The following is a 17,612-nucleotide window of genomic DNA, read 5'->3' on the forward strand; positions in this document are numbered from 1 at the left end:
GTATATGCGCCTGAGTGTTTATTTTAGCTGCTTGGCGCAAAGATACCTACTTCATAAGCATCTTTGATTAAGCGCATTTCATCCAGCGCTGCGCGTACATCAAGCATCATTGTCGGCGCGCTGACACCAGTGCGCGCGAGGCCACGCACATCGCTTAACCAGCGATTGATACGACGATCCCAGCGCATTTCTTTGGCCAGTGGGTAATAGATGCGCGGCTGATTTTGGATGAGTTTTGCCATCCGCATATCGAGCTCTTCGATGGGGTAGGCGGCATCAAAACCGAACTGTTCGGCCGCAGCGGCCGGGCCAAAGCGGTAACCATCCCAGATTTCGCGCTCAATATCTTTGGCGCGGCAGAACAGGATATTTTGCACTTGATCTTTACTGATGACTTGCACTAAAACCGCGTCGGGCTCAGTAAAGCCAGTTAAATAGTAAAAGCCAGAATCAAAGCGAAATGGGTAATGGCTGTCGGCATTGCGAAGAATCTCTTGGCTGCTCGGTACGATGACAATGCCGGGCTCTAAACGAGCGGCGAGGTTGGCGCGGCGGGTAATGCAAGCGTTAATCAATGCAGACATACAAACTCCGAGTGAAGCCTTCAGGGCAGGGGGTAATTATACGACCGCGCCACTGTGCACGGCCGTCAATTTTTACAAAGCAAGGACAGATGCGGGAAATCAAACGTCAATAGACCCTTGCAACTTAGCGAGCAATTTTGCTAAATCGAGCAGTGTTATCAACACCATTGGCGTAGGCTTCGAGTTGATCACCAATTTTACTGTCGATCTGATCGATTCGATCTTGCGGACTAGGATGGGTGCTAAAAAACAGCGCTACCGCACTATCACTCGGGCTGACATTGCCTAAGGTTTGCAGCATGCTCACCATGGCATAAGGGTTGTAGCCGGCGCGTGCCGCCAGCAGCATGCCGTTGAGATCAGCCGCATATTCTGTGTCTTTAGACAGCCCTTTGATATACAGCCCTTCGGTGGCCGCTTTAGTGGCTTTTTTAGCAAGATCCAGCCGCTCGCCTTGGACTTTGTAATTGAGTACGGCGGTAATGAGCTCTTCGGTAATCGCGCCGCGATTGGTGTTTTTCATCGCTTCGATTTGGTCTTTATTGATCACATGACTGATTTCATGCGCCAAAATCGCCGCCAGCTCAGCTTCGCTACGCAATTGATTCCACAAACCCCGGGTAATCAACACATAGCCGCCGGGCGCAGCAAAGGCATTGATATTGGGGCTATCAATCACGCCAAAATGCCAATTAAGCTGCGGTTGCGCTGATTGCGCAGCAATCCAAGTGCCTACTTGATTGACGTATCGTTGCAGCGCGGCATCTTTGACTAAAGGCGCGGCACCCAGCAAGGTGGCCATCACATTTGCCCCATGATGACTTCTTGGCGCGGACCGACCACTTGGTTGGCTTCAACCGTGTTATTGATGATTTTGGTCGCCGATTCGATGTTTTCTGGCGTGAGGTATTTACTCAGCTCGTTTAAATCAAAAGCGTGTGCTGGGGCGCTCAGCGCACCAGCGGCGACGAGGCTAAGACATAGGCGGCGGATCATGGACGTCTCCCGGTATTTGGCGTATTGACGCTGGTGTTGCTATTGCTCAGCGGGGCGACTTTTTTTTCGGGCTGAGCTGGGCTTGTCTGGCGAGTCGGCTGGCTTCTGAATTGGAGCTTGAATAGCTTTCCATTTTATTGACTTCAGCCATATTCGGTTCTGCGGTTTGGATTTGTTCGGCAGACAGGCCTTTCACGCCGGTGGTCACGGTTTGTCCTGACGAGCCGGTTTTGATTACATTCCCGAGGGTGGCTAGGCCATTATTGCGCGTACCTGATTGGGTGCGAACGTTAAGCAGTTTAATCCAGCCAACTAGCCCCTGACTGGTTTTAACTTGCATCCACGCACCTTGATTTTTTTGGATCTCAATTTTGCTATTGCTACTTAAAGTGGCAATGCTGCGTGAGTCTGAAAATGGTTTTTCACGTAAATCACTATTGCGAATGACGGTACCGCTATCGGCGAGGGCAGACTGAGCGATCAGTAAGAGCAGGGCGCAAACGAGAGGCTTCAAAGTGCTTTCTCCTTGGGTTCAAATAATAAAACGTTTTGCTCACGGCCTTTGACCGGATGCTGGCCGTGGTCAATAAATTCAAAGGGTGCCGCGCTGGCTGCACACGCAGCGCGAGTCGCATCCGAGACTAAAATTCGCGCACAGCCTTTGGTGAGCCCTTCGATTCGAGAGGCTAGATTCACTGTATCGCCAATCGCTGTGTAATCCAAGCGCGATGCCGAGCCAATCAGACCAACTACGGCGGGGCCCGTGTGTAGGCCAATGCCGATTTCAAAATGTTCGATATCGCTTAATTGCCTGTTTAAAGGTGTCCAGCGCCGCCGACATTTCTAGCGCGGCGGCCACGGCGTGGCGAGCATGCTCTGCATCGTTGGCCGGCGCCCCCCAAAAGGCCATGATGGCGTCACCAATAAATTTATCTAGCGTGCCGCCATGCTTAAAAATGATGTCCACTTGCAAGGTAAAGTATTGATTGAGTAATTGCACCACTGCCGCTGGATCGTGTTTTTCTGATAGGGAAGTAAAGCCGCGAATATCAGAAAACAGCACGGTGATTTCTCTTGATTGGGCCACTTGGCCTAAATCGATATCGCCACTGGCAATCAGTTGCTTGACGACGCGCGCGTCCAAAAATCGAGAAAACAGCGCCACGGCATGTTCACGCGAGTTTTTTTCGGCCCAATACGCGATCAGTGCCGCCAGCCAAAAATAAGCCCAAGCCCACAATAAGCAGGAGATCAGCGGCAAATAATAATTGTGGGTCAATCCCAACCACATCAAGCCGAGCGTTAAACCGCTAGTTACGATCAGAGCCAGCGCTAAGCGCATGGTATTGATGCCGCGTGTAAATCCCCAAGCGAGTAGGCCGCACAGCAATAGGGCGAGTAAACCATAGGGCGGGCGTGGCGATTCGATCAACCAATCTTGGTATTTCAGGTTGTCGATGGCCGTCGCCAAAATATCCACGCCAGGATAGAGCGGCCCCATCGTGGTTGGGCGTAAATCTTGTAGGCCCGGCGCAGCGGTGCCGATGATCACGATTTTGTCGGTAAATTCATTGGGTAAGCGGTTTGAGTGCTCGCGATTGGCGGCCTGATAGAGCTCGGAATAGGAAATATGTTGGCGCTGCGTTTGCCAATGAATTCGCATGCGCTCAGCTTGCGGCAGGGGCCAATTAAAATCTCGCGCTAAGCGCGCAGGGAGTGATGGGATGTGCCAACCTGCGATATCGTGATAAATCGCATAGTGACGACCAATGCCATCACTATCGGCATTAAAATTAATGGTGCCACCTTGCCATTGCTCGGGGTTAAGGACCCAAGGTAGTAGCAGTATTGCCTTGGCGTCTTTATCAAATATGGGTTGTGGCAATATACCCAGTTGCGTGGGTAGATCTTTGATCGGCGTCGCTTCGCCATCACTTAAAGTGAGATAGGGAAAATAAACCTTGTTTTCTTGTTGGGCGGCAGCGCGTAAGGCTTCATCATGTTCCGGACGAAATACATCGCGCTCATTAAACAATAAATCGAAAACGATGGCTTGTGGTTTTTGTGCGGCGATGTAATGAATCAGTTCGGCATGAATCGAGCGTGGCCACGGCCAGCGACCGGCATCGGCGGCGAGATCTTCCAGACTTTTTTGATCGATATTGACCACGACAATATCAGAATGCGCAGGGCGCGCGCTGGCTAATTGGCGTTGTAATACATCACCAAAACGTTGATCGGCGATTTGGCCAAATTGCACGCCAACAAAATCGAGCGCAATAAGACTGGCCAAAAAAGCCCATAGCGCGAAATACGCATGTTTACGCAGCAGCGGCGATATCACAATAAGCCTTGGGTTTAAACAATGGAAAAAGAGGTAAAGCGTGGCTTTACCTCTTTGTGGTTTATTTTAAACAATACCGCCATTGAGATCTAGTTCAATGGCTTAGGGCCAATTAAAACGCTGGAATCACTGCGCCTTGGTATTTTTCTAAAATAAATTTCTTGGTTTCTGGGCTATGCAAAGCAGCACCGAGTTTTTTCATGGCGGCACTGTCTTTATTATCCGGACGAGCCACCAAGATATTGACATACGGTGAGTCGTTACCTTCGATAATCAAAGCGTCTTTGAGTGGGTTTAATTTAGCTTCAAGTGCGTAGTTGGTGTTGATCAAAGCAACATCAACTTGACCCAAAATACGTGGCAAGGTGGCGGCTTCTAATTCACGGATTTTCAGTTTTTTCGGGTTTTGAACAATGTCTTTGCTGGTAGCCAAAATGTTTTTATTGTCTTTCAGTTTGATCACGCCGGCTTTGTCGAGCAAGAGTAAAGCACGGCCGCCGTTGGTAGCATCATTAGGAATGGCGATAGTCGCGCCATTTTTAAGGTCAGCCAATTTTTTAACTTTGCTTGAGTAAGCGCCAAATGGCTCAATGTGTTCACCAACCACACTCACCAGATTAGTGCCTTTGCCTTTGTTAAATTCATTCAAGTACGGCTGATGTTGAAAGAAATTACCATCAAGGCGTTTTTCGGCTACTTGCACATTAGGTTGTACATAGTCAGTGAAGACTTTAATTTCTAAGTCAACGCCTTGTTTGGCTAGTGTTGGTTTAACAAACTCGAGAATTTCAGCGTGTGGTACTGCAGTCGCACCAATCGAGAGTTTGTCAGCAGCGTGCGCAGTAAAAGCCAGCGTAGCAAGGGCAATAGCAGTGAGTGTTTTTTTCATCTTTAGCATCCAAGCGTAGAAATTAAACTTACAGATAGATTGTGCAGTGTTTAGTTGTGCCGTGGGATAAGGGTTTTCCGCTGCGGCACAAGATGAAAATCATTGTAAGTTATTTGCGATGAAGTTTATAGAACGGTTTGTTCTTTACTAATTCAAGCGCAGCTTATTTGCGACTAAAATGAATCACTAGGCGATCGCCGATCATTTGCAAAACTTGCACCAAGACCAGCAGTAAGACCACGGTGACCACCATCACATCGGTTTGGAAGCGCTGGTAACCAAAACGAATCGCCAAATCACCCAAGCCACCACCACCAATTACACCCGACATCGCCGCATACGACACTAAAGTAATCGCGGTGACGGTAACGGCAGCCATCATGCCGGGCATCGCTTCGGGGAGTAAGGCTTTAAACACGATTTGCCGTGTATTAGCGCCCATGGCTTGCGTGGCTTCAATAATGCCGCGATCCACTTCACGTAAAGCGGTTTCGACTAAGCGTGCAAAAAATGGCGTTGCACCGACAACTAGGGGCGGAATTGCGCCAGCAACACCGAGTGATGTGCCAGTCAGTAGTACGGTGAATGGAATCATAATGATCAGTAAGATCACAAACGGCACTGAGCGCAGAATATTGACCAAAAAGGACAGCACGCCGTAGACATAAGGCTGCTCTAATAATTGGCGCTTGGCGGTTAAAAATAATAATACGCCCAGTGGTAAGCCCAAAATGAGCGTAAACAGTAGCGAGCCACCGAGCATAGATAAGGTGTCTAGCGTGGCGTAGCCAATTTCGCTCCAATCGATATTGCTCATCAATTCATTTAGCATGCACGTAACTCCTCAAAATCAATACCTTCGGCAGTAAAGCGCGCTAAGGCGGCGGCAACGCCACTGTCGTCCCCGGTAAACGCGAGGGTCAATTGACCACAGGCAGTGCCTTTGATTCGCTCGATGCGGCCGGCCAAAATTGAAAAATCAATGCCAAAATCGCGCGCCATATCGCCAAGTAGCGATTTATACGTTGATTCACCAATGAAAGTCAGCCTAACGATCTTGCCGGGCACATGGGCAAAGTCTTCAAATTGTTTGTTTTCGTCAACGTGCTCGCTTTCAAACACAAAGCGACGTGTGGTTGGGTGTTTGGGGTGCAAAAAGACTTGGGTTACTGGCCCCATTTCGACAATTTCACCACCATCAATTACGGCAACACGATCGCAAACGGTGCGAATCACATCCATTTCATGGGTGATTAAAACAATCGTCAGATTGAGCTTTTGATTGATTTCTAATAACAGCTGCAGCACCGATTGCGTGGTTTGCGGATCAAGTGCGCTGGTGGCTTCGTCACAAAGCAATAATTTAGGATTATTGGCCAAAGCACGGGCAATACCGACGCGTTGTTTTTGTCCGCCAGAGAGCTGGGCTGGATATTTGTCAGCGTGCTCACTTAAGCCAACCAGCTCAAGCAATTCGGCAACGCGCTGCTCGATTTGGGTTTTATTGAGTCGGCCAGCCACTTGCAAGGGGAAGGCAATATTATTAGCAACGGTTTTGGCCGACAGCAAATTGAAATGCTGGAAAATCATGCCAATTTTTTGCCGCTCTAAACGCAGTTCTGCGGTTGAGAGTGTTGTGAGGTCGATGTCATCGAGTAAAACAGTGCCACCACTAGGACGCTCGAGTAAATTAATTAACCGAATCAGTGTGGATTTACCCGCGCCAGAATGTCCAATCACCCCAAAAATTTCGCCAGCCTCAATATTGAGATCAATGCGCTTGAGGGCAGGGATGTCTTTGCCGTCGACACGATAAGATTTACTTAAGTTTTTTAACTGGATCATGGCTAACCTATTGGCCGCTAAACTGACTGGCATAGTATTCAATCAGGCAATTCAATACGGCAAGGTAAATGTGTGAACTTAAGCGCAATTTTGCGCGTAATTACGCGGGGGAAATAAAATCCGCGCTAGAAAAAACACAAACCCACTGACAAGTCAGTGGGTTTTTAAATTTTTGGCGGAAGCGCAGAGATTCGAACTCTGGGAGGACTCACATCCTCGACGGTTTTCAAGGACCGCTGCCTTAAACCACTCAGCCACGCTTCCGTACTTTATTTTGTATCTGAATAAAAAAGCCCCGACAGCGTCAGAGCTTAATTATGTGTTCATTTGGCGGAAGCGCAGAGATTCGAACTCTGGGGGGACTCACATCCCCGACGGTTTTCAAGACCGCTGCCTTAAACCACTCAGCCACGCTTCCGTTCTTGAACAGGTGCGCATCATAGCAAGCATTTCACTGTTTGTCTCGCTTTTTTTTGAAAATATTTATAATTTTTCTAAAACAGCGAAATTGGCCAAGGAAGCGCTGGCCGTGTGTTCAATCACCGGAGTGAGGCGAATGCGATAGCTTTTTCCTTGTGCGGCTAAGCGAAACTCTCGGTTATCCGCAAAAAATGCTTGGGGTATCACTAAAAAACGCGCCTGTTGAATGGCGGCGTTTTCTGGCGAGTAAATCCCTAAAAAGCTGCGATTACCCAGTAGTGGTGTCAGTTCAACCACAATTGGGGTTTGCGAAATGGTTTCAATTCCGGCGTTGACTTGCCCATCGCGCTTTTTGGTGATGCGCCTAACGATGCCGATGGATACTGCATTTCGACCTATGCCATCGAGTCCGACAATCTCACCCACCTGCAATTGATCATCACGGCTGGTTTGATAGTTGATGCCAACGCCGGTGCTACTTTCATTATCCAATGTCCAGCTGGCGGCTTCAGTTAGATTGGCTGCACCGCTTAAACGAGCAATCACATCATCTAACCCACGAGTCACTTGAATTGATTTTTGGCTAATATGGCGCTCAGCTTTGCGCACGGGGGTGGGGGTGTCGCGTGACCATAAATTGATGAGATGCTGCATCAAATCTAAATGAGCCACTTGTGCTGATTCTGCTGGTAAACCTAAATCAATTGGATCGATGCCTTGCTGTAATTTGTCAATGGTATCTTTGATGTGCAGTGTGAGGGTTTCAGTAAACCAATAGCGCCAATTTTCACCGACCATGTCGCGACGAAGTCGTTTGGGTGGGGTTGAGCCGGCAATATTTATGGCAAATAGCTGGCGATTGGGTTTGATTTGCACTTCAAGGTCGACACGACTCGCCCAGCGCTTGAGCCACTGTGTGACCAATTCAATTTGTGCCGATTGTAGTTTTTCGGGCACGGCCAGCGATAGCATTAAGAGTTGAATGAATTCTCGACGAATATCAGTGATTTCTGCATTGGGGTAGGGTTGCAATGGTTGAGTTGCAAAACCTTTTTGCTCGGCAAATAAGTAGAGGCGATTTAAATTACGCCAAGTGCGACTATCTAACTCTAGATAACGCAAATAAGACCAGCGCGCTTGCTCGGCAAAATACATCAAGCCACGCAAAGTAAATAATGGTAATTCTTTATCGAGTCCGCGTGGAATACTGGCGCTAGCTTGTTTAATACAGAGCCGATAGCCATCGCCCATTTCGTTCCAAAATGCGAGCAAACTTGGCAATACTTGACTGGGGCTGGCATCGTCGTCGAGGAGTTTGCCTTGGTAAATGGCGACTAAATGATTTTGTAGCGTACGCGCTTTTTCATCTAAATAGGGAATGGTTTTAAAGCGTTCTTTGATATTGGTGCGTGGATTGCTATTAATTTGTTGTAGTGCTTTGATGATTTCAATTTGAGCTTGCAATATGTCACTTTCGGGCAATTCATTCATCATGACGGTCGCAGACTTTAGGTCATAAACCCCTTCGTTTTTATTTTTTCCGAGCAAGGCGTTAATGAGGCTTTTAAAATCGAACATGATAGGCTTCCGGGCTAATTTAGCTATTTTTGATTTTTTATGTCAGTAAAGGTAAACTTTTTTTATGAATTTACGCAAGTGCCGTGAAATACAAGTGCTTGTATTTGTAACTATTTTGTGGGGACGGCATTAAAATGCGTCCCTTTTTACTGGGTCGATTCGACGGTCATCTTAGTTTTTAGCATTGTGCTAAAATATACTGTTTAGAGCCTTGGGTGGTTTTTTGCACTCAAGCGTGACTCTCACATCTTACACCTTGCTGGCATAGTTATGTTGGCGAGAAAGCGTAAAAGACAATGATTAGTTCGAATGGCATCACAATGCAGTTTGGCGCTAAGCCACTGTTTGAAAAGGTATCTGTTAAATTTGGCGATGGAAATCGCTACGGTCTGATTGGCGCCAATGGCTGCGGTAAATCGACCTTTATGAAAATCCTTGGTGGCGATTTAGAGCCGACTGCAGGTAATGTGGCGCTCGATCCGGGCATCCGTTTGGGTAAGTTAAAGCAAGATCAGTTTGCTTTTGAAGATCAGCGCGTGATCGACGTGGTGATGCAAGGCCATGGCGAATTGTGGGCGGCGATCCATCAGCGTGACGCGATTTACGCCAATCTTGAAGCGACTGAAGATGACTATATGCTCGCGGCTGAGCTGGAGGGCAAAGTAGCAGAGTACGATGGCTACACTGCCGAAGCGCGCGCTGGCGCGTTGTTGATGGGTGCAGGGATTCCAATTGAGTTGCATAACGGTCCGATGTCAGACGTGGCGCCGGGTTGGAAATTGCGCGTATTGCTCGCACAAGCTTTGTTCTCAAATCCGGATGTGTTGCTGCTCGATGAGCCGACCAATAACTTGGATATTCACACCATTCAATGGTTGGAAGACACGCTTAATCAGCGTGATTCAACGATGATTATTATTTCCCATGATCGTCACTTCTTGAACCAAGTGTGTACGCATATTGCCGACGTTGATTATGGTGAAATCCGTATTTATCCAGGCACGTACGATGATTACATGTTGGCGTCTACGCAAGCGCGTGAACGCACACTGACAGATAACAGCAAGGCCAAAGAGCGCGTTGCTGAGTTGCAAGCTTTTGCCCAGCGTTTTGCCGCAAATAAATCAAAAAGCCGTCAAGCAACCAGCCGTTTGAAACTGGCTGATAAGATTAAAGACGGTATGGTCGAAGTGAAACCGTCGAGCCGTCAAAATCCGTATATTCGTTTTGACGTTGACGACAAGCAAAAAACTGCATCGTCAGGCGTTTGAATTGACCAATTTGTCGAAGTCATTCGACAAACCGCTCATCCAAAGCTTGAATTTGATCTTTGAAGCGGGCAATAAACTCGCTGTCATTGGTGGTAACGGTGTGGGTAAATCAACATTGATGAAAATGTTGGTTGGCGCATTGAAACCCGATGCCGGTTCAGTGAAATGGGCAGAAAAAGCCGACGTTGGTTATTTTGCTCAAGATCACGAAGAAGACTTCGCTGAAGACATGACGCTGTTTGACTGGATGCGCCAATGGGCTGAAACCGGTGTTGAAGAGCAAGTGATTCGCGGGATTTTGGGTCGCTTGCTATTTAGCGGCGATGACGTGAAAAAATCAGTCAAAGTCTTGTCGGGTGGTGAAAAAGGCCGCATGTTGTACGGCAAACTGATTCTACAAACGCCGAATGTATTGGTGATGGACGAACCAACCAATCATATGGATATGGAATCAATTGAGTGCGCTGAATATGGCTTTGGACTTGTATAAAGGCACATTGATTTTTGTTTCGCATGACCGTGTATTTGTATCGTCACTGGCAACGCAAATTTTGGAACTCAATGGTGATGGCACCTTTAATCACTTCTTGGGTGGCTATGAAGAATACTTAGAAAGCCGTGGCTTAGCGACTTAAGTGTTTTATTAGGGTCTGCTGACGTTTGGTTTGCGGCGAAAAGCGCTCCAGCGCGGCAGGAAACCAGTCATCAACAGACCTTAGGTTAAGCCCGATTCTCTTTGGAGTAATCGGGCTTTTTTTATGCACAATGAGATTGTCTCGGTGGCGGTCATTATGATGATTTGTATCGCGGGCATAAAAAAACGAACCCATGGGTTCGTTTTTTTAATGACGTATTACCCTGCAGCACTTGTTTTATAAGTGCTGGAGCAATATACCTCGCCGATTAATTAACGACGGCGGAATTGGTTATTGCGTGCAGGAGCAGGGCGATCATCTTTATGGCGGAAGCTCACGCGGCCTTTGGTTAAATCATAAGGTGACATTTCAACCGTTACACGGTCACCCGCGATAATGCGGATGTGGTTTTTACGGATTTTGCCTGAGGCATAGGCCGTGATTTCGATACCATTTGTCAGGGTGACACGAAAGCGAGTGTCCGGGTAAACCTCGGCCACTACACCTTCCATTTCTACAACGTCTTCTTTTGACATTTACTTTTCCAGTTCTTGCACATAAGCAATTGAATACGGAGCCTGCCGCTGCAATACCTATCAAAGGTCGCTGTCGGCAGTCTCCCGCAATGCGGGAGTGTGATCTATGCGGGAATAGCCGAACTTGCGAACGATCAGATGCCGGACATAGGCTAATTTGTAGCAAATAAAGGCGTTAGCAACTTATTTGCCTGCGTGTTACGGCCAATCTACAGAAGGGCGGTTCACGAACAGCCCTACACTATACAGGTATTTTGCCTGCTGCAACAGCCGACTATACTTTTTGCCGCCAGTTGATATGGGCGGCGACCCAACTTGATTCCACCGTTTCGCCCGCGAGTAAAGCCTGTATGCGTTGTAAACTTTGGGCGGCCAGCTGGGCGCTATCTTGCACTACGGTATTGATCGGTAGTGGCATGCAGTCTAGCAAACGATGATCATCAAAGCTCAGTAAATGTTGCGGTGCATTGTTAAAGTGATTGTGTTCATTCATAAAGGCTAAAACGCCTTCGAGTAATGAAATCGAGGCGGTAAAAATCGCTTCAGGGTAGCGCCCTAAAAGGGTGTAGCACTCACTCATCATGGCGTAACCACTTTGATTTTGATAATCACGCTGCCAAATAAGTGCCGGATTGAGTGCTAATTGCCGAGTTTGCCAAGCGCGTTGGTAGCCAGCGAGCCGGTCAATACTGGGAGAGAGCAGCATTTGCCCACCAAAATAGGCGATCTCAGTCACGCCTTGCGCGAGTGTATGCTCAATTAAAGTAAACACTTGTTCTTCGGCATTACTCACTACAAAAGGTAAATTGCTATCGATCACGCGGCGATCGACCAACACCAGCGGCAGGCGCTTGGCCCATTTGGCGTAGAGCTTGGCATTGTTGGTGCACGGTACCAACATCAGCCCATCGACTTGGCGGGCTAATAATTGCTCAACCGCTTTGGTTTCCATATCCGCTTGATCGTTACTGCTGACGACAAACAGTTGAAATCCAGCATCACGGCATAAGGGCTCGAGAGCTTGAGCGAGCAGCGCGTGCGCAAAGTTGGTGAGCTCTGGCACCACTAAACCCAAAGTGCCGCTGCGGCGTGAGCGCAATAAGCGTGCCGATGCCGAAGGCTGAAAATGATGCTCCGCGGCAACTTGTCGCACTCGTGCTACGGTACTGGCAGCGATGCGGTATTGTTCCGCTTGGCCATTGAGTACCATACTGGCCGTTGTTTTAGAAACACCGGCCAGTTGGGCAATATCCGCCATCGTCAGGCGTTGAAAAGCGGTCATGCTAATCCATATAAAAAAGCCGACACCTTGGTATCGGCTGATCTTGTTGCGGTGAAGCGTTATTGAGTCACTAATGCCAGTGGCACTGGAATCGATTTTTCAACAGCTTCGCCTTTGCTTAATTTGATTGCGGTATCGACGCCCATTTTACCGATAAGTTCGGGTTTTTGTTGCACAGTCGCACTCAATTGACCGGCTTTTACTGCTTTTACAGCATCGGGGGTGGCATCAAAACCAACGATGACGACATTTTTTAAGCCTGCCGCTTCAATTGCTTTAAATGCACCTAAGGCCATTTCATCGTTGTGAGCAAAAACGGCGGTGACGTTTTTATTGCCTTGCAAGATGTTTTCCATAACCGATAAACCCTTAGCACGGTCAAAATCTGCAGTTTGTTTGGCAACGAGTTTGACATCGGTATGGCCATCTACCACCGAATGAAAGCCTTGACCGCGTTCGCGCGCTGCTGATGAACCTGGAATGCCTTCCAGCTCAACTAAATTGCCTTTATTGCCGATTTTTTCCAGGATGTACTCGGCAGCCATTTTGCCGCCGGCTTTATTGTCTGATGCAATATGTGCGCTAACGTCGGCACCATTGACATTACGATCCAGAGAAATCACTTTAATGCCGGCATTCATCGCTTCTTTAACGACACCGGCAACCGCATCTGAATCCGTTGGGTTAATCATAATGATTTGAACTTTTTTCTGAATCAAATCTTCGATATTGGCAATTTGTTTTGCCGAGTCGTCTTGTGCATCCACTGTAATTAAAGTGACGCCTTGGGCTTTGGCTTCGGTGTCTGCGCCATCACGTAGCGCAACAAAGAAGGGGTTGTTTTGGGTTGAAATCGCCAGGCCGATGGTGACTGCGCCTGAGGCTGTTACGGCAGGAGCGCTTGCAGCTTGTGTATCCGGACCTTGTTTGGAACAGGCCATTAAACCTGCAGCCAATAAACCAACTAAAAGCGGGGAAAGAATGCGTTTCATGTTTGACTCCAATCAAATATAGAAAAACTACGGGGTATTGCTTCTTATGCACTGCTTGTTATTCGTTGTCGGGCAATACTGCTATTATTTTTATTGTTTTCACAAAGCCGATTGAATTTATATTCAAGCCAACCGGCCTCTAGGTGAGTTTATTTTTCTAGGCGATTATTTTTTATTCGCGCGATCCAGTAAGACGGCGAGCAAAATCACCACGCCTTTGATCACTTGCTGGTAAAACGATGAAACGCCAAGCAAGTTCAAGCCGTTATTCAAAATCCCGATTAACAGGGCGCCGACTAAAGTGCCGAAGATCCAGCCACGACCGCCAGTCAGACTGGTTCCGCCCAAGACCACTGCCGCAATCGCATCCAATTCATAGCCAGTACCTGCTGTTGGTTGCGCTGAGCTGAGTCGAGAGGTCAAAATCATCCCGGCCGTTGCCGCCATTGCGCCAGATAAGGTGTAAACCCAGATTTTGATGCGATCGGTATTGATGCCAGAAAGCCGCGCCGCTTCTTCATTGCCACCGACGGCATAGACGTGACGACCAAATACGGTCTTTTTGAGGACAAACCAAAACACTGCAAACATCACCAACATGATAATCACCGGCACCGGAATCAAGCCGGCGACATAGCCACCGCCGAGCATGGCAAAAAAGTCGCTGTGCAAACCCGAAATCGGGCGGCCATCAGAAAACACCAAAGACAGTCCACGCAAAATAGTCATCATGCCGAGCGTGGCAATAAACGGCGCAACCTTGCCTTTACTAATCACCAGCCCGTTGAGCATCCCCATACCGGCGCCGGCCAAAACCCCTACGCTGGTTGCGACCACCGGATCAATGCCATGACTGAGCATCAATGCGGTAAGGACCGATGACAACGCTAAAATCGAACCGACCGAGAGATCAATGCCACCGAGTAAAATGACTAGCGTCATCCCAAAGGCGATCAAAGCATTGATAGAAACTTGGCGAAATACATTGAGTAAATTGCCAACTGTTAGAAAATCTGGGCTGGTAATGGCCAAGCCAGCGACTAAAACTAAGAGCGCCAAAAAAGGACCTAATTTTTGGAGCGTAGCTTTTTGTTGTACATTCATTTCAAACCTCCTGTTGCGGCAGTCATAATGGTTTCGGCGGATGCTTGGCTAAAAATGCCAGCCTGACGGCCTTGGTGCATCACTAAAATTCGATCACTTAAGGCCAAGACTTCGGGTAGCTCAGACGAGACCATGACAATCGCAACGCCAGATTGGGCTAATTCATTAATAATTTGGTAAATCTCGGCCTTGCCACCGACGTCAACACCGCGAGTAGGTTCGTCCAGCAGTAATACTTTTGGCGCAATCCCCAACCATTTGGCAAATACGACTTTTTGTTGATTGCCACCGGAAAGCGATTGCACTTCCAACTCGGCATCGCGAGTTCGAATATGCATACGGTCGATTTCGCGCTGCACTACTTGCATTTGCCGCGCATGGTGGATGACGCCGTAGCTGGCATGGGCCGATAAATTGGCTAAGGTGGCATTTTCACGCACCGACATACCCAGTACTAAACCTTGGCTTTTACGGTCTTCGGTGACAAAGCCGATACCGGCAGCGATAGCGTCACTGGGCTGATTACAAATGAGCGCTTGGCCATCGAGCTCGATGCGACCGGCTAATTTTCGGTTAATCCCAAAAATTGTTTTCAGAATCTCACTGCGCCCAGCGCCCATCAGTCCCGCAATGCCGAGCACTTCTCCGGCCCGCACTTCAAAATCAATACCGCTAATGCTGGCGTCGGCTAAATCACTGACTTTAAGTCGAATTTCACCCAGTTGGGCATTGCGTACTGGAAAGCGATCGCCGATCTCACGACCGACCATCATGCGAACAATTTCATCAAAATTGGTTTTGACAATCTCGCGCTCGCCAACAAACTGCCCGTCGCGTAGCACTGAAATTTTGTCGCAGACTTTAAAAATCTCTTCCATCCGATGTGAGACATAAACAATGCCCACGCCGCGTGATTTCAAATCGGCAATAATGGCAAATAGTTTTTCAGTTTCGCGCTCAGAAAGGGCCGCAGTGGGCTCATCCATAATCAGCGTTTGTGCATTGAGCGATAGCGCTTTGGCGATCTCGACCATTTGCTGCTGACCGATTGATAATTGCCCAGCTTCAATATCGGGATCGAGATTTTCAATGCCGAGCAATTGCAGATATTCCAGACATTGTTCGCGCATTTTGATGCTATTGATCACGCCAAAGCGTTGTGGCTCGCGGCCTAAAAACATGTTCTCCATCACCGACAATTGCGGGATGAGATTGAGTTCTTGGTGAATAATCGCGATGCCGTACTGTTCTGCGTCATTGGTGCTGTGGATTTTGACGGTTTTGCCATCCACTGCGATTTGACCTTGATCGGCTTGGTGTACGCCGCATAAGATTTTCATCAGTGTCGATTTGCCTGCGCCGTTCTCACCCATTAAGGCATGGACTTGACCGCGTTCAAGCGAGAACTCAACGTTTTCCAGTACTTTAACCGGGCCAAAAGCTTTGCTGATGCCACTCATTTTAATCAACATGCCACCCCCTAAAAAATAACACCGGAATACAGCACGATATTGGCGTAAGGGCTGGCTTCACCGGTACGAATAATGGCGCGTGCATGGTGGCTTAACTGTTTGAATTGTTCGTGCGGCACAAAGTCAATGTTGATGCCTTGTTGGCGCATGGCTTCAGCTTGGCTGGCGACGGCTGGATTGAGACTTTGGCATTCACTGGCAAGTACTGCCCGCTCGACTTGAAAGTCGGCCAAAATGCTATCCAAAACTGTGAAATAAGCTGGGTTGCCGAGTTCAATTGATAAATCGATACACTCAACATGCGGTGGAATCGGTAAGCCACAATCGGCAATGACGATGCAATCGGTATGGCCCATGCTGGCCAGCACCCGACTGATATCTCGGTTGAGATGACCATGTTTTTTCATACCAGCTCCTTGGCATCATTGGCGGCTAAAAAAGCCTGCAATTGCGCTAAAGTTGGCATGCCGCCTTGGGCACCGGCTTGAGTCACCGATAAAGCGCCTGCGGCACAGGCCATTTTACTGGCCTCGGCTAAGCCCAAATGCCAGAACGCAGCCAATGCGCCATTAAACGTATCCCCAGCACCCGTGGTATCAATTGCCGTCACTTTATAGCTGGCTTGCTGCTGAAGTTCGCCTTGTGCATTGGTGTAATAAGCGCCGTCTTGACCGGCAGTCATTAACACTTTACCTGGATGCGCCGCTAGGCTGGCTTGCCAATCGGCTTCAGGAAGACCTAATGCGCTAGCAAGCTCATATTCATTGGGCGTGAGTAAGCTCACTTGCTCTAGCAATGCTGTGGATAACGGCATTGCTGGTGCTGGATTGAGAATAAAGGGTTTGTTGTGACGTGCGGCGAGTTGGGCCGCCATCTCGATGGTGGCCATCGGCGATTCAAGTTGGGCTAGCACGACATCGGCATTGATAAATGCCGCTTCAGCTGCGAGTAAGTCCGCAGGACATAGATCGGCATTAGCGCCTGGAACAACAATAATGGCGTTGTCGCTACCGGCAAGGGTGATTGCGGCAATGCCTGTTGCTTGGTTTTTGCTTTGACTTAGCCATTCAGTATTGATGCCTTCATCGGCGAGTGCTGCGATGAGTTCTTGACCAAAGGCATCATCACCGACGCGACCAATCATTGTCACTTGCGCTCCCAATCGCGCAGCTGCCACCGCTTGATTAGCACCTTTCCCACCGTGATGCGTAGCAAAAGATTGCCCAAATAAGGTTTCACCCAATCGGGGAAACTGTGCGACTTGAACAACTAAATCCATATTGATACTACCAACCACTAACACCTGACTCATGATGCCTCCGCAACGATGCTAAATCGGATTAGGTGATGAATATCTCATCGATTTGGTATGCTAAACCGTAATCAGCAGCGCAAAATTGATTTATATCAAACTAATGTAGTGAAAATAAATACACTACACAACCCTAGTGCGGTAAGCCTGTAGATGACGCAAAAAGGAATAGAAAAAAGAAAAAACATGCCGCGTGTTCGTAATGAGTGCGCTGACATCAATGAAGCTAAAAGTGAGCATTTTTATGCCCTTCATGGGCGCTGTGAGCTTAAACTCGGGTAACCATTTGTATTTTTGCTTGCTGTTGTGAAGCGGATTTTTTAAGCTGCGCGATTAAGAAAATAAAATGAGT

General features: G+C 48.1%; 17 protein-coding genes, 2 tRNA genes and 1 pseudogene. 1 reads left to right on the forward strand and 19 read right to left on the reverse strand.

Going from position 1 to position 17,612, the window contains the following annotated elements; genetic code table 11:
* Positions 1-23: 23 nt before the first annotated feature.
* The 12 genes from GKO28_RS20075 to GKO28_RS12395 all read right to left on the reverse strand — a co-directional run bounded on the left by GKO28_RS20075 (position 24) and on the right by GKO28_RS12395 (position 8,656).
* The gene (locus GKO28_RS20075; protein ID WP_247646531.1) at positions 24-584 is read right to left on the reverse strand and encodes an aminopeptidase P N-terminal domain-containing protein; all 561 of its coding nucleotides are present in this window, start codon (positions 582-584) and stop codon (positions 24-26) included.
* 124 nt (positions 585-708) lie between these two features.
* Positions 709-1,386 carry a M48 family metalloprotease gene (locus tag GKO28_RS12345; RefSeq protein WP_182076451.1) on the reverse strand — a complete coding sequence of 226 codons (678 nt, stop codon included), beginning with the start codon at positions 1,384-1,386 and terminating at the stop codon, positions 709-711.
* Complete coding sequence (locus GKO28_RS12350; protein WP_182076452.1) at positions 1,386-1,580, reverse strand: hypothetical protein; 195 nt, start codon at positions 1,578-1,580, stop codon at positions 1,386-1,388. The genes GKO28_RS12345 and GKO28_RS12350 overlap by 1 nt, the downstream gene beginning before the upstream one ends.
* Before the next feature lie 46 nt (positions 1,581-1,626).
* Positions 1,627-2,094, reverse strand: coding sequence for an SH3 domain-containing protein (locus tag GKO28_RS12355; protein ID WP_182076453.1), 468 nt, complete (start codon positions 2,092-2,094; stop codon positions 1,627-1,629).
* Positions 2,091-2,378 (reverse strand): adenylate/guanylate cyclase domain-containing protein, encoded by a 288-nt coding sequence (locus GKO28_RS21580; protein WP_182077478.1) that lies wholly within the window; start codon positions 2,376-2,378, stop codon positions 2,091-2,093. The genes GKO28_RS12355 and GKO28_RS21580 overlap by 4 nt, the downstream gene beginning before the upstream one ends.
* Complete coding sequence (locus tag GKO28_RS12365) at positions 2,365-3,924, reverse strand: CHASE2 domain-containing protein (RefSeq protein ID WP_203564137.1); 1,560 nt, start codon at positions 3,922-3,924, stop codon at positions 2,365-2,367. The genes GKO28_RS21580 and GKO28_RS12365 overlap by 14 nt, the downstream gene beginning before the upstream one ends.
* Positions 3,925-4,036: 112 nt before the next feature.
* Positions 4,037-4,813 carry a MetQ/NlpA family ABC transporter substrate-binding protein gene (locus GKO28_RS12370; RefSeq protein WP_182076455.1) on the reverse strand — a complete coding sequence of 259 codons (777 nt, stop codon included), beginning with the start codon at positions 4,811-4,813 and terminating at the stop codon, positions 4,037-4,039.
* A gap of 163 nt (positions 4,814-4,976) precedes the next feature.
* On the reverse strand, positions 4,977-5,645 hold the full coding sequence (locus tag GKO28_RS12375) for a methionine ABC transporter permease (protein ID WP_173533324.1): 669 nt from the start codon (positions 5,643-5,645) through the stop codon (positions 4,977-4,979).
* Entirely contained in the window at positions 5,639-6,658 is a 1,020-nt protein-coding gene (locus tag GKO28_RS12380; protein ID WP_182076456.1) for a methionine ABC transporter ATP-binding protein, read from the reverse strand. The genes GKO28_RS12375 and GKO28_RS12380 overlap by 7 nt, the downstream gene beginning before the upstream one ends.
* Before the next feature lie 173 nt (positions 6,659-6,831).
* A tRNA-OTHER gene (locus GKO28_RS12385) sits at positions 6,832-6,922 on the reverse strand.
* Between the two features lie 64 nt (positions 6,923-6,986).
* Positions 6,987-7,076 (reverse strand) — tRNA-Ser (locus tag GKO28_RS12390).
* A 65-nt stretch (positions 7,077-7,141) separates the two neighbouring features.
* The gene (locus tag GKO28_RS12395) at positions 7,142-8,656 is read right to left on the reverse strand and encodes a hypothetical protein (protein WP_182076457.1); all 1,515 of its coding nucleotides are present in this window, start codon (positions 8,654-8,656) and stop codon (positions 7,142-7,144) included.
* Between the two features lie 296 nt (positions 8,657-8,952).
* On the opposite strand from GKO28_RS12395, the pseudogene GKO28_RS12400 reads away from it, so the two are divergent.
* Positions 8,953-10,562: pseudogene (locus tag GKO28_RS12400) on the forward strand (ABC-F family ATPase).
* A gap of 272 nt (positions 10,563-10,834) precedes the next feature.
* Here GKO28_RS12400 and infA read toward each other — a convergent pair.
* The 7 genes from infA to GKO28_RS12435 form a co-directional block, all read right to left on the reverse strand.
* The gene (infA, locus tag GKO28_RS12405; protein WP_027469097.1) at positions 10,835-11,098 is read right to left on the reverse strand and encodes a translation initiation factor IF-1; all 264 of its coding nucleotides are present in this window, start codon (positions 11,096-11,098) and stop codon (positions 10,835-10,837) included.
* 274 nt (positions 11,099-11,372) lie between these two features.
* Positions 11,373-12,380 (reverse strand): LacI family DNA-binding transcriptional regulator, encoded by a 1,008-nt coding sequence (locus GKO28_RS12410; RefSeq protein WP_182076458.1) that lies wholly within the window; start codon positions 12,378-12,380, stop codon positions 11,373-11,375.
* A 59-nt stretch (positions 12,381-12,439) separates the two neighbouring features.
* Positions 12,440-13,372 (reverse strand): ribose ABC transporter substrate-binding protein RbsB, encoded by a 933-nt coding sequence (gene rbsB, locus GKO28_RS12415; protein ID WP_182076459.1) that lies wholly within the window; start codon positions 13,370-13,372, stop codon positions 12,440-12,442.
* Between the two features lie 165 nt (positions 13,373-13,537).
* Positions 13,538-14,476, reverse strand: a complete 939-nt coding sequence (locus tag GKO28_RS12420; RefSeq protein ID WP_173533342.1) for an ABC transporter permease — start codon at positions 14,474-14,476, stop codon at positions 13,538-13,540.
* Positions 14,473-15,948 (reverse strand): sugar ABC transporter ATP-binding protein, encoded by a 1,476-nt coding sequence (locus GKO28_RS12425; RefSeq protein ID WP_182076460.1) that lies wholly within the window; start codon positions 15,946-15,948, stop codon positions 14,473-14,475. Before GKO28_RS12425 ends, GKO28_RS12420 begins: the two co-directional genes overlap by 4 nt.
* Positions 15,949-15,956: 8 nt before the next feature.
* Entirely contained in the window at positions 15,957-16,355 is a 399-nt protein-coding gene (gene rbsD, locus GKO28_RS12430) for a D-ribose pyranase (RefSeq protein WP_182076461.1), read from the reverse strand.
* Entirely contained in the window at positions 16,352-17,260 is a 909-nt protein-coding gene (locus GKO28_RS12435) for a ribokinase (protein WP_182076462.1), read from the reverse strand. Before GKO28_RS12435 ends, rbsD begins: the two co-directional genes overlap by 4 nt.
* Positions 17,261-17,612 lie beyond the last annotated feature (352 nt).

Origin of the sequence: Deefgea sp. CFH1-16 (genome assembly GCF_016881365.1) — a bacterium.
Lineage (GTDB): Bacteria > Pseudomonadota > Gammaproteobacteria > Burkholderiales > Chitinibacteraceae > Deefgea.

Excerpts from the sequence above, each read along its gene's own strand:
- GKO28_RS20075 (WP_247646531.1), bottom strand. The coding sequence starts at position 584 with ATGTCTGCATTGATTAACGCTTGCATTACCCGCCGCGCCAACCTCGCC.
- GKO28_RS12345 (WP_182076451.1), bottom strand. The coding sequence starts at position 1,386 with ATGGCCACCTTGCTGGGTGCCGCGCCTTTAGTCAAAGATGCCGCGCTG.
- GKO28_RS12350 (WP_182076452.1), bottom strand. The coding sequence starts at position 1,580 with ATGATCCGCCGCCTATGTCTTAGCCTCGTCGCCGCTGGTGCGCTGAGC.
- GKO28_RS12370 (WP_182076455.1), bottom strand. The coding sequence starts at position 4,813 with ATGAAAAAAACACTCACTGCTATTGCCCTTGCTACGCTGGCTTTTACT.
- GKO28_RS12375 (WP_173533324.1), bottom strand. The coding sequence starts at position 5,645 with ATGCTAAATGAATTGATGAGCAATATCGATTGGAGCGAAATTGGCTAC.
- GKO28_RS12380 (WP_182076456.1), bottom strand. The coding sequence starts at position 6,658 with ATGATCCAGTTAAAAAACTTAAGTAAATCTTATCGTGTCGACGGCAAA.
- GKO28_RS12395 (WP_182076457.1), bottom strand. The coding sequence starts at position 8,656 with ATGTTCGATTTTAAAAGCCTCATTAACGCCTTGCTCGGAAAAAATAAA.
- infA (WP_027469097.1), bottom strand. The coding sequence starts at position 11,098 with ATGTCAAAAGAAGACGTTGTAGAAATGGAAGGTGTAGTGGCCGAGGTT.
- GKO28_RS12410 (WP_182076458.1), bottom strand. The coding sequence starts at position 12,380 with ATGACCGCTTTTCAACGCCTGACGATGGCGGATATTGCCCAACTGGCC.
- rbsB (WP_182076459.1), bottom strand. The coding sequence starts at position 13,372 with ATGAAACGCATTCTTTCCCCGCTTTTAGTTGGTTTATTGGCTGCAGGT.
- GKO28_RS12420 (WP_173533342.1), bottom strand. The coding sequence starts at position 14,476 with ATGAATGTACAACAAAAAGCTACGCTCCAAAAATTAGGTCCTTTTTTG.
- GKO28_RS12425 (WP_182076460.1), bottom strand. The coding sequence starts at position 15,948 with ATGTTGATTAAAATGAGTGGCATCAGCAAAGCTTTTGGCCCGGTTAAA.
- rbsD (WP_182076461.1), bottom strand. The coding sequence starts at position 16,355 with ATGAAAAAACATGGTCATCTCAACCGAGATATCAGTCGGGTGCTGGCC.
- GKO28_RS12435 (WP_182076462.1), bottom strand. The coding sequence starts at position 17,260 with ATGAGTCAGGTGTTAGTGGTTGGTAGTATCAATATGGATTTAGTTGTT.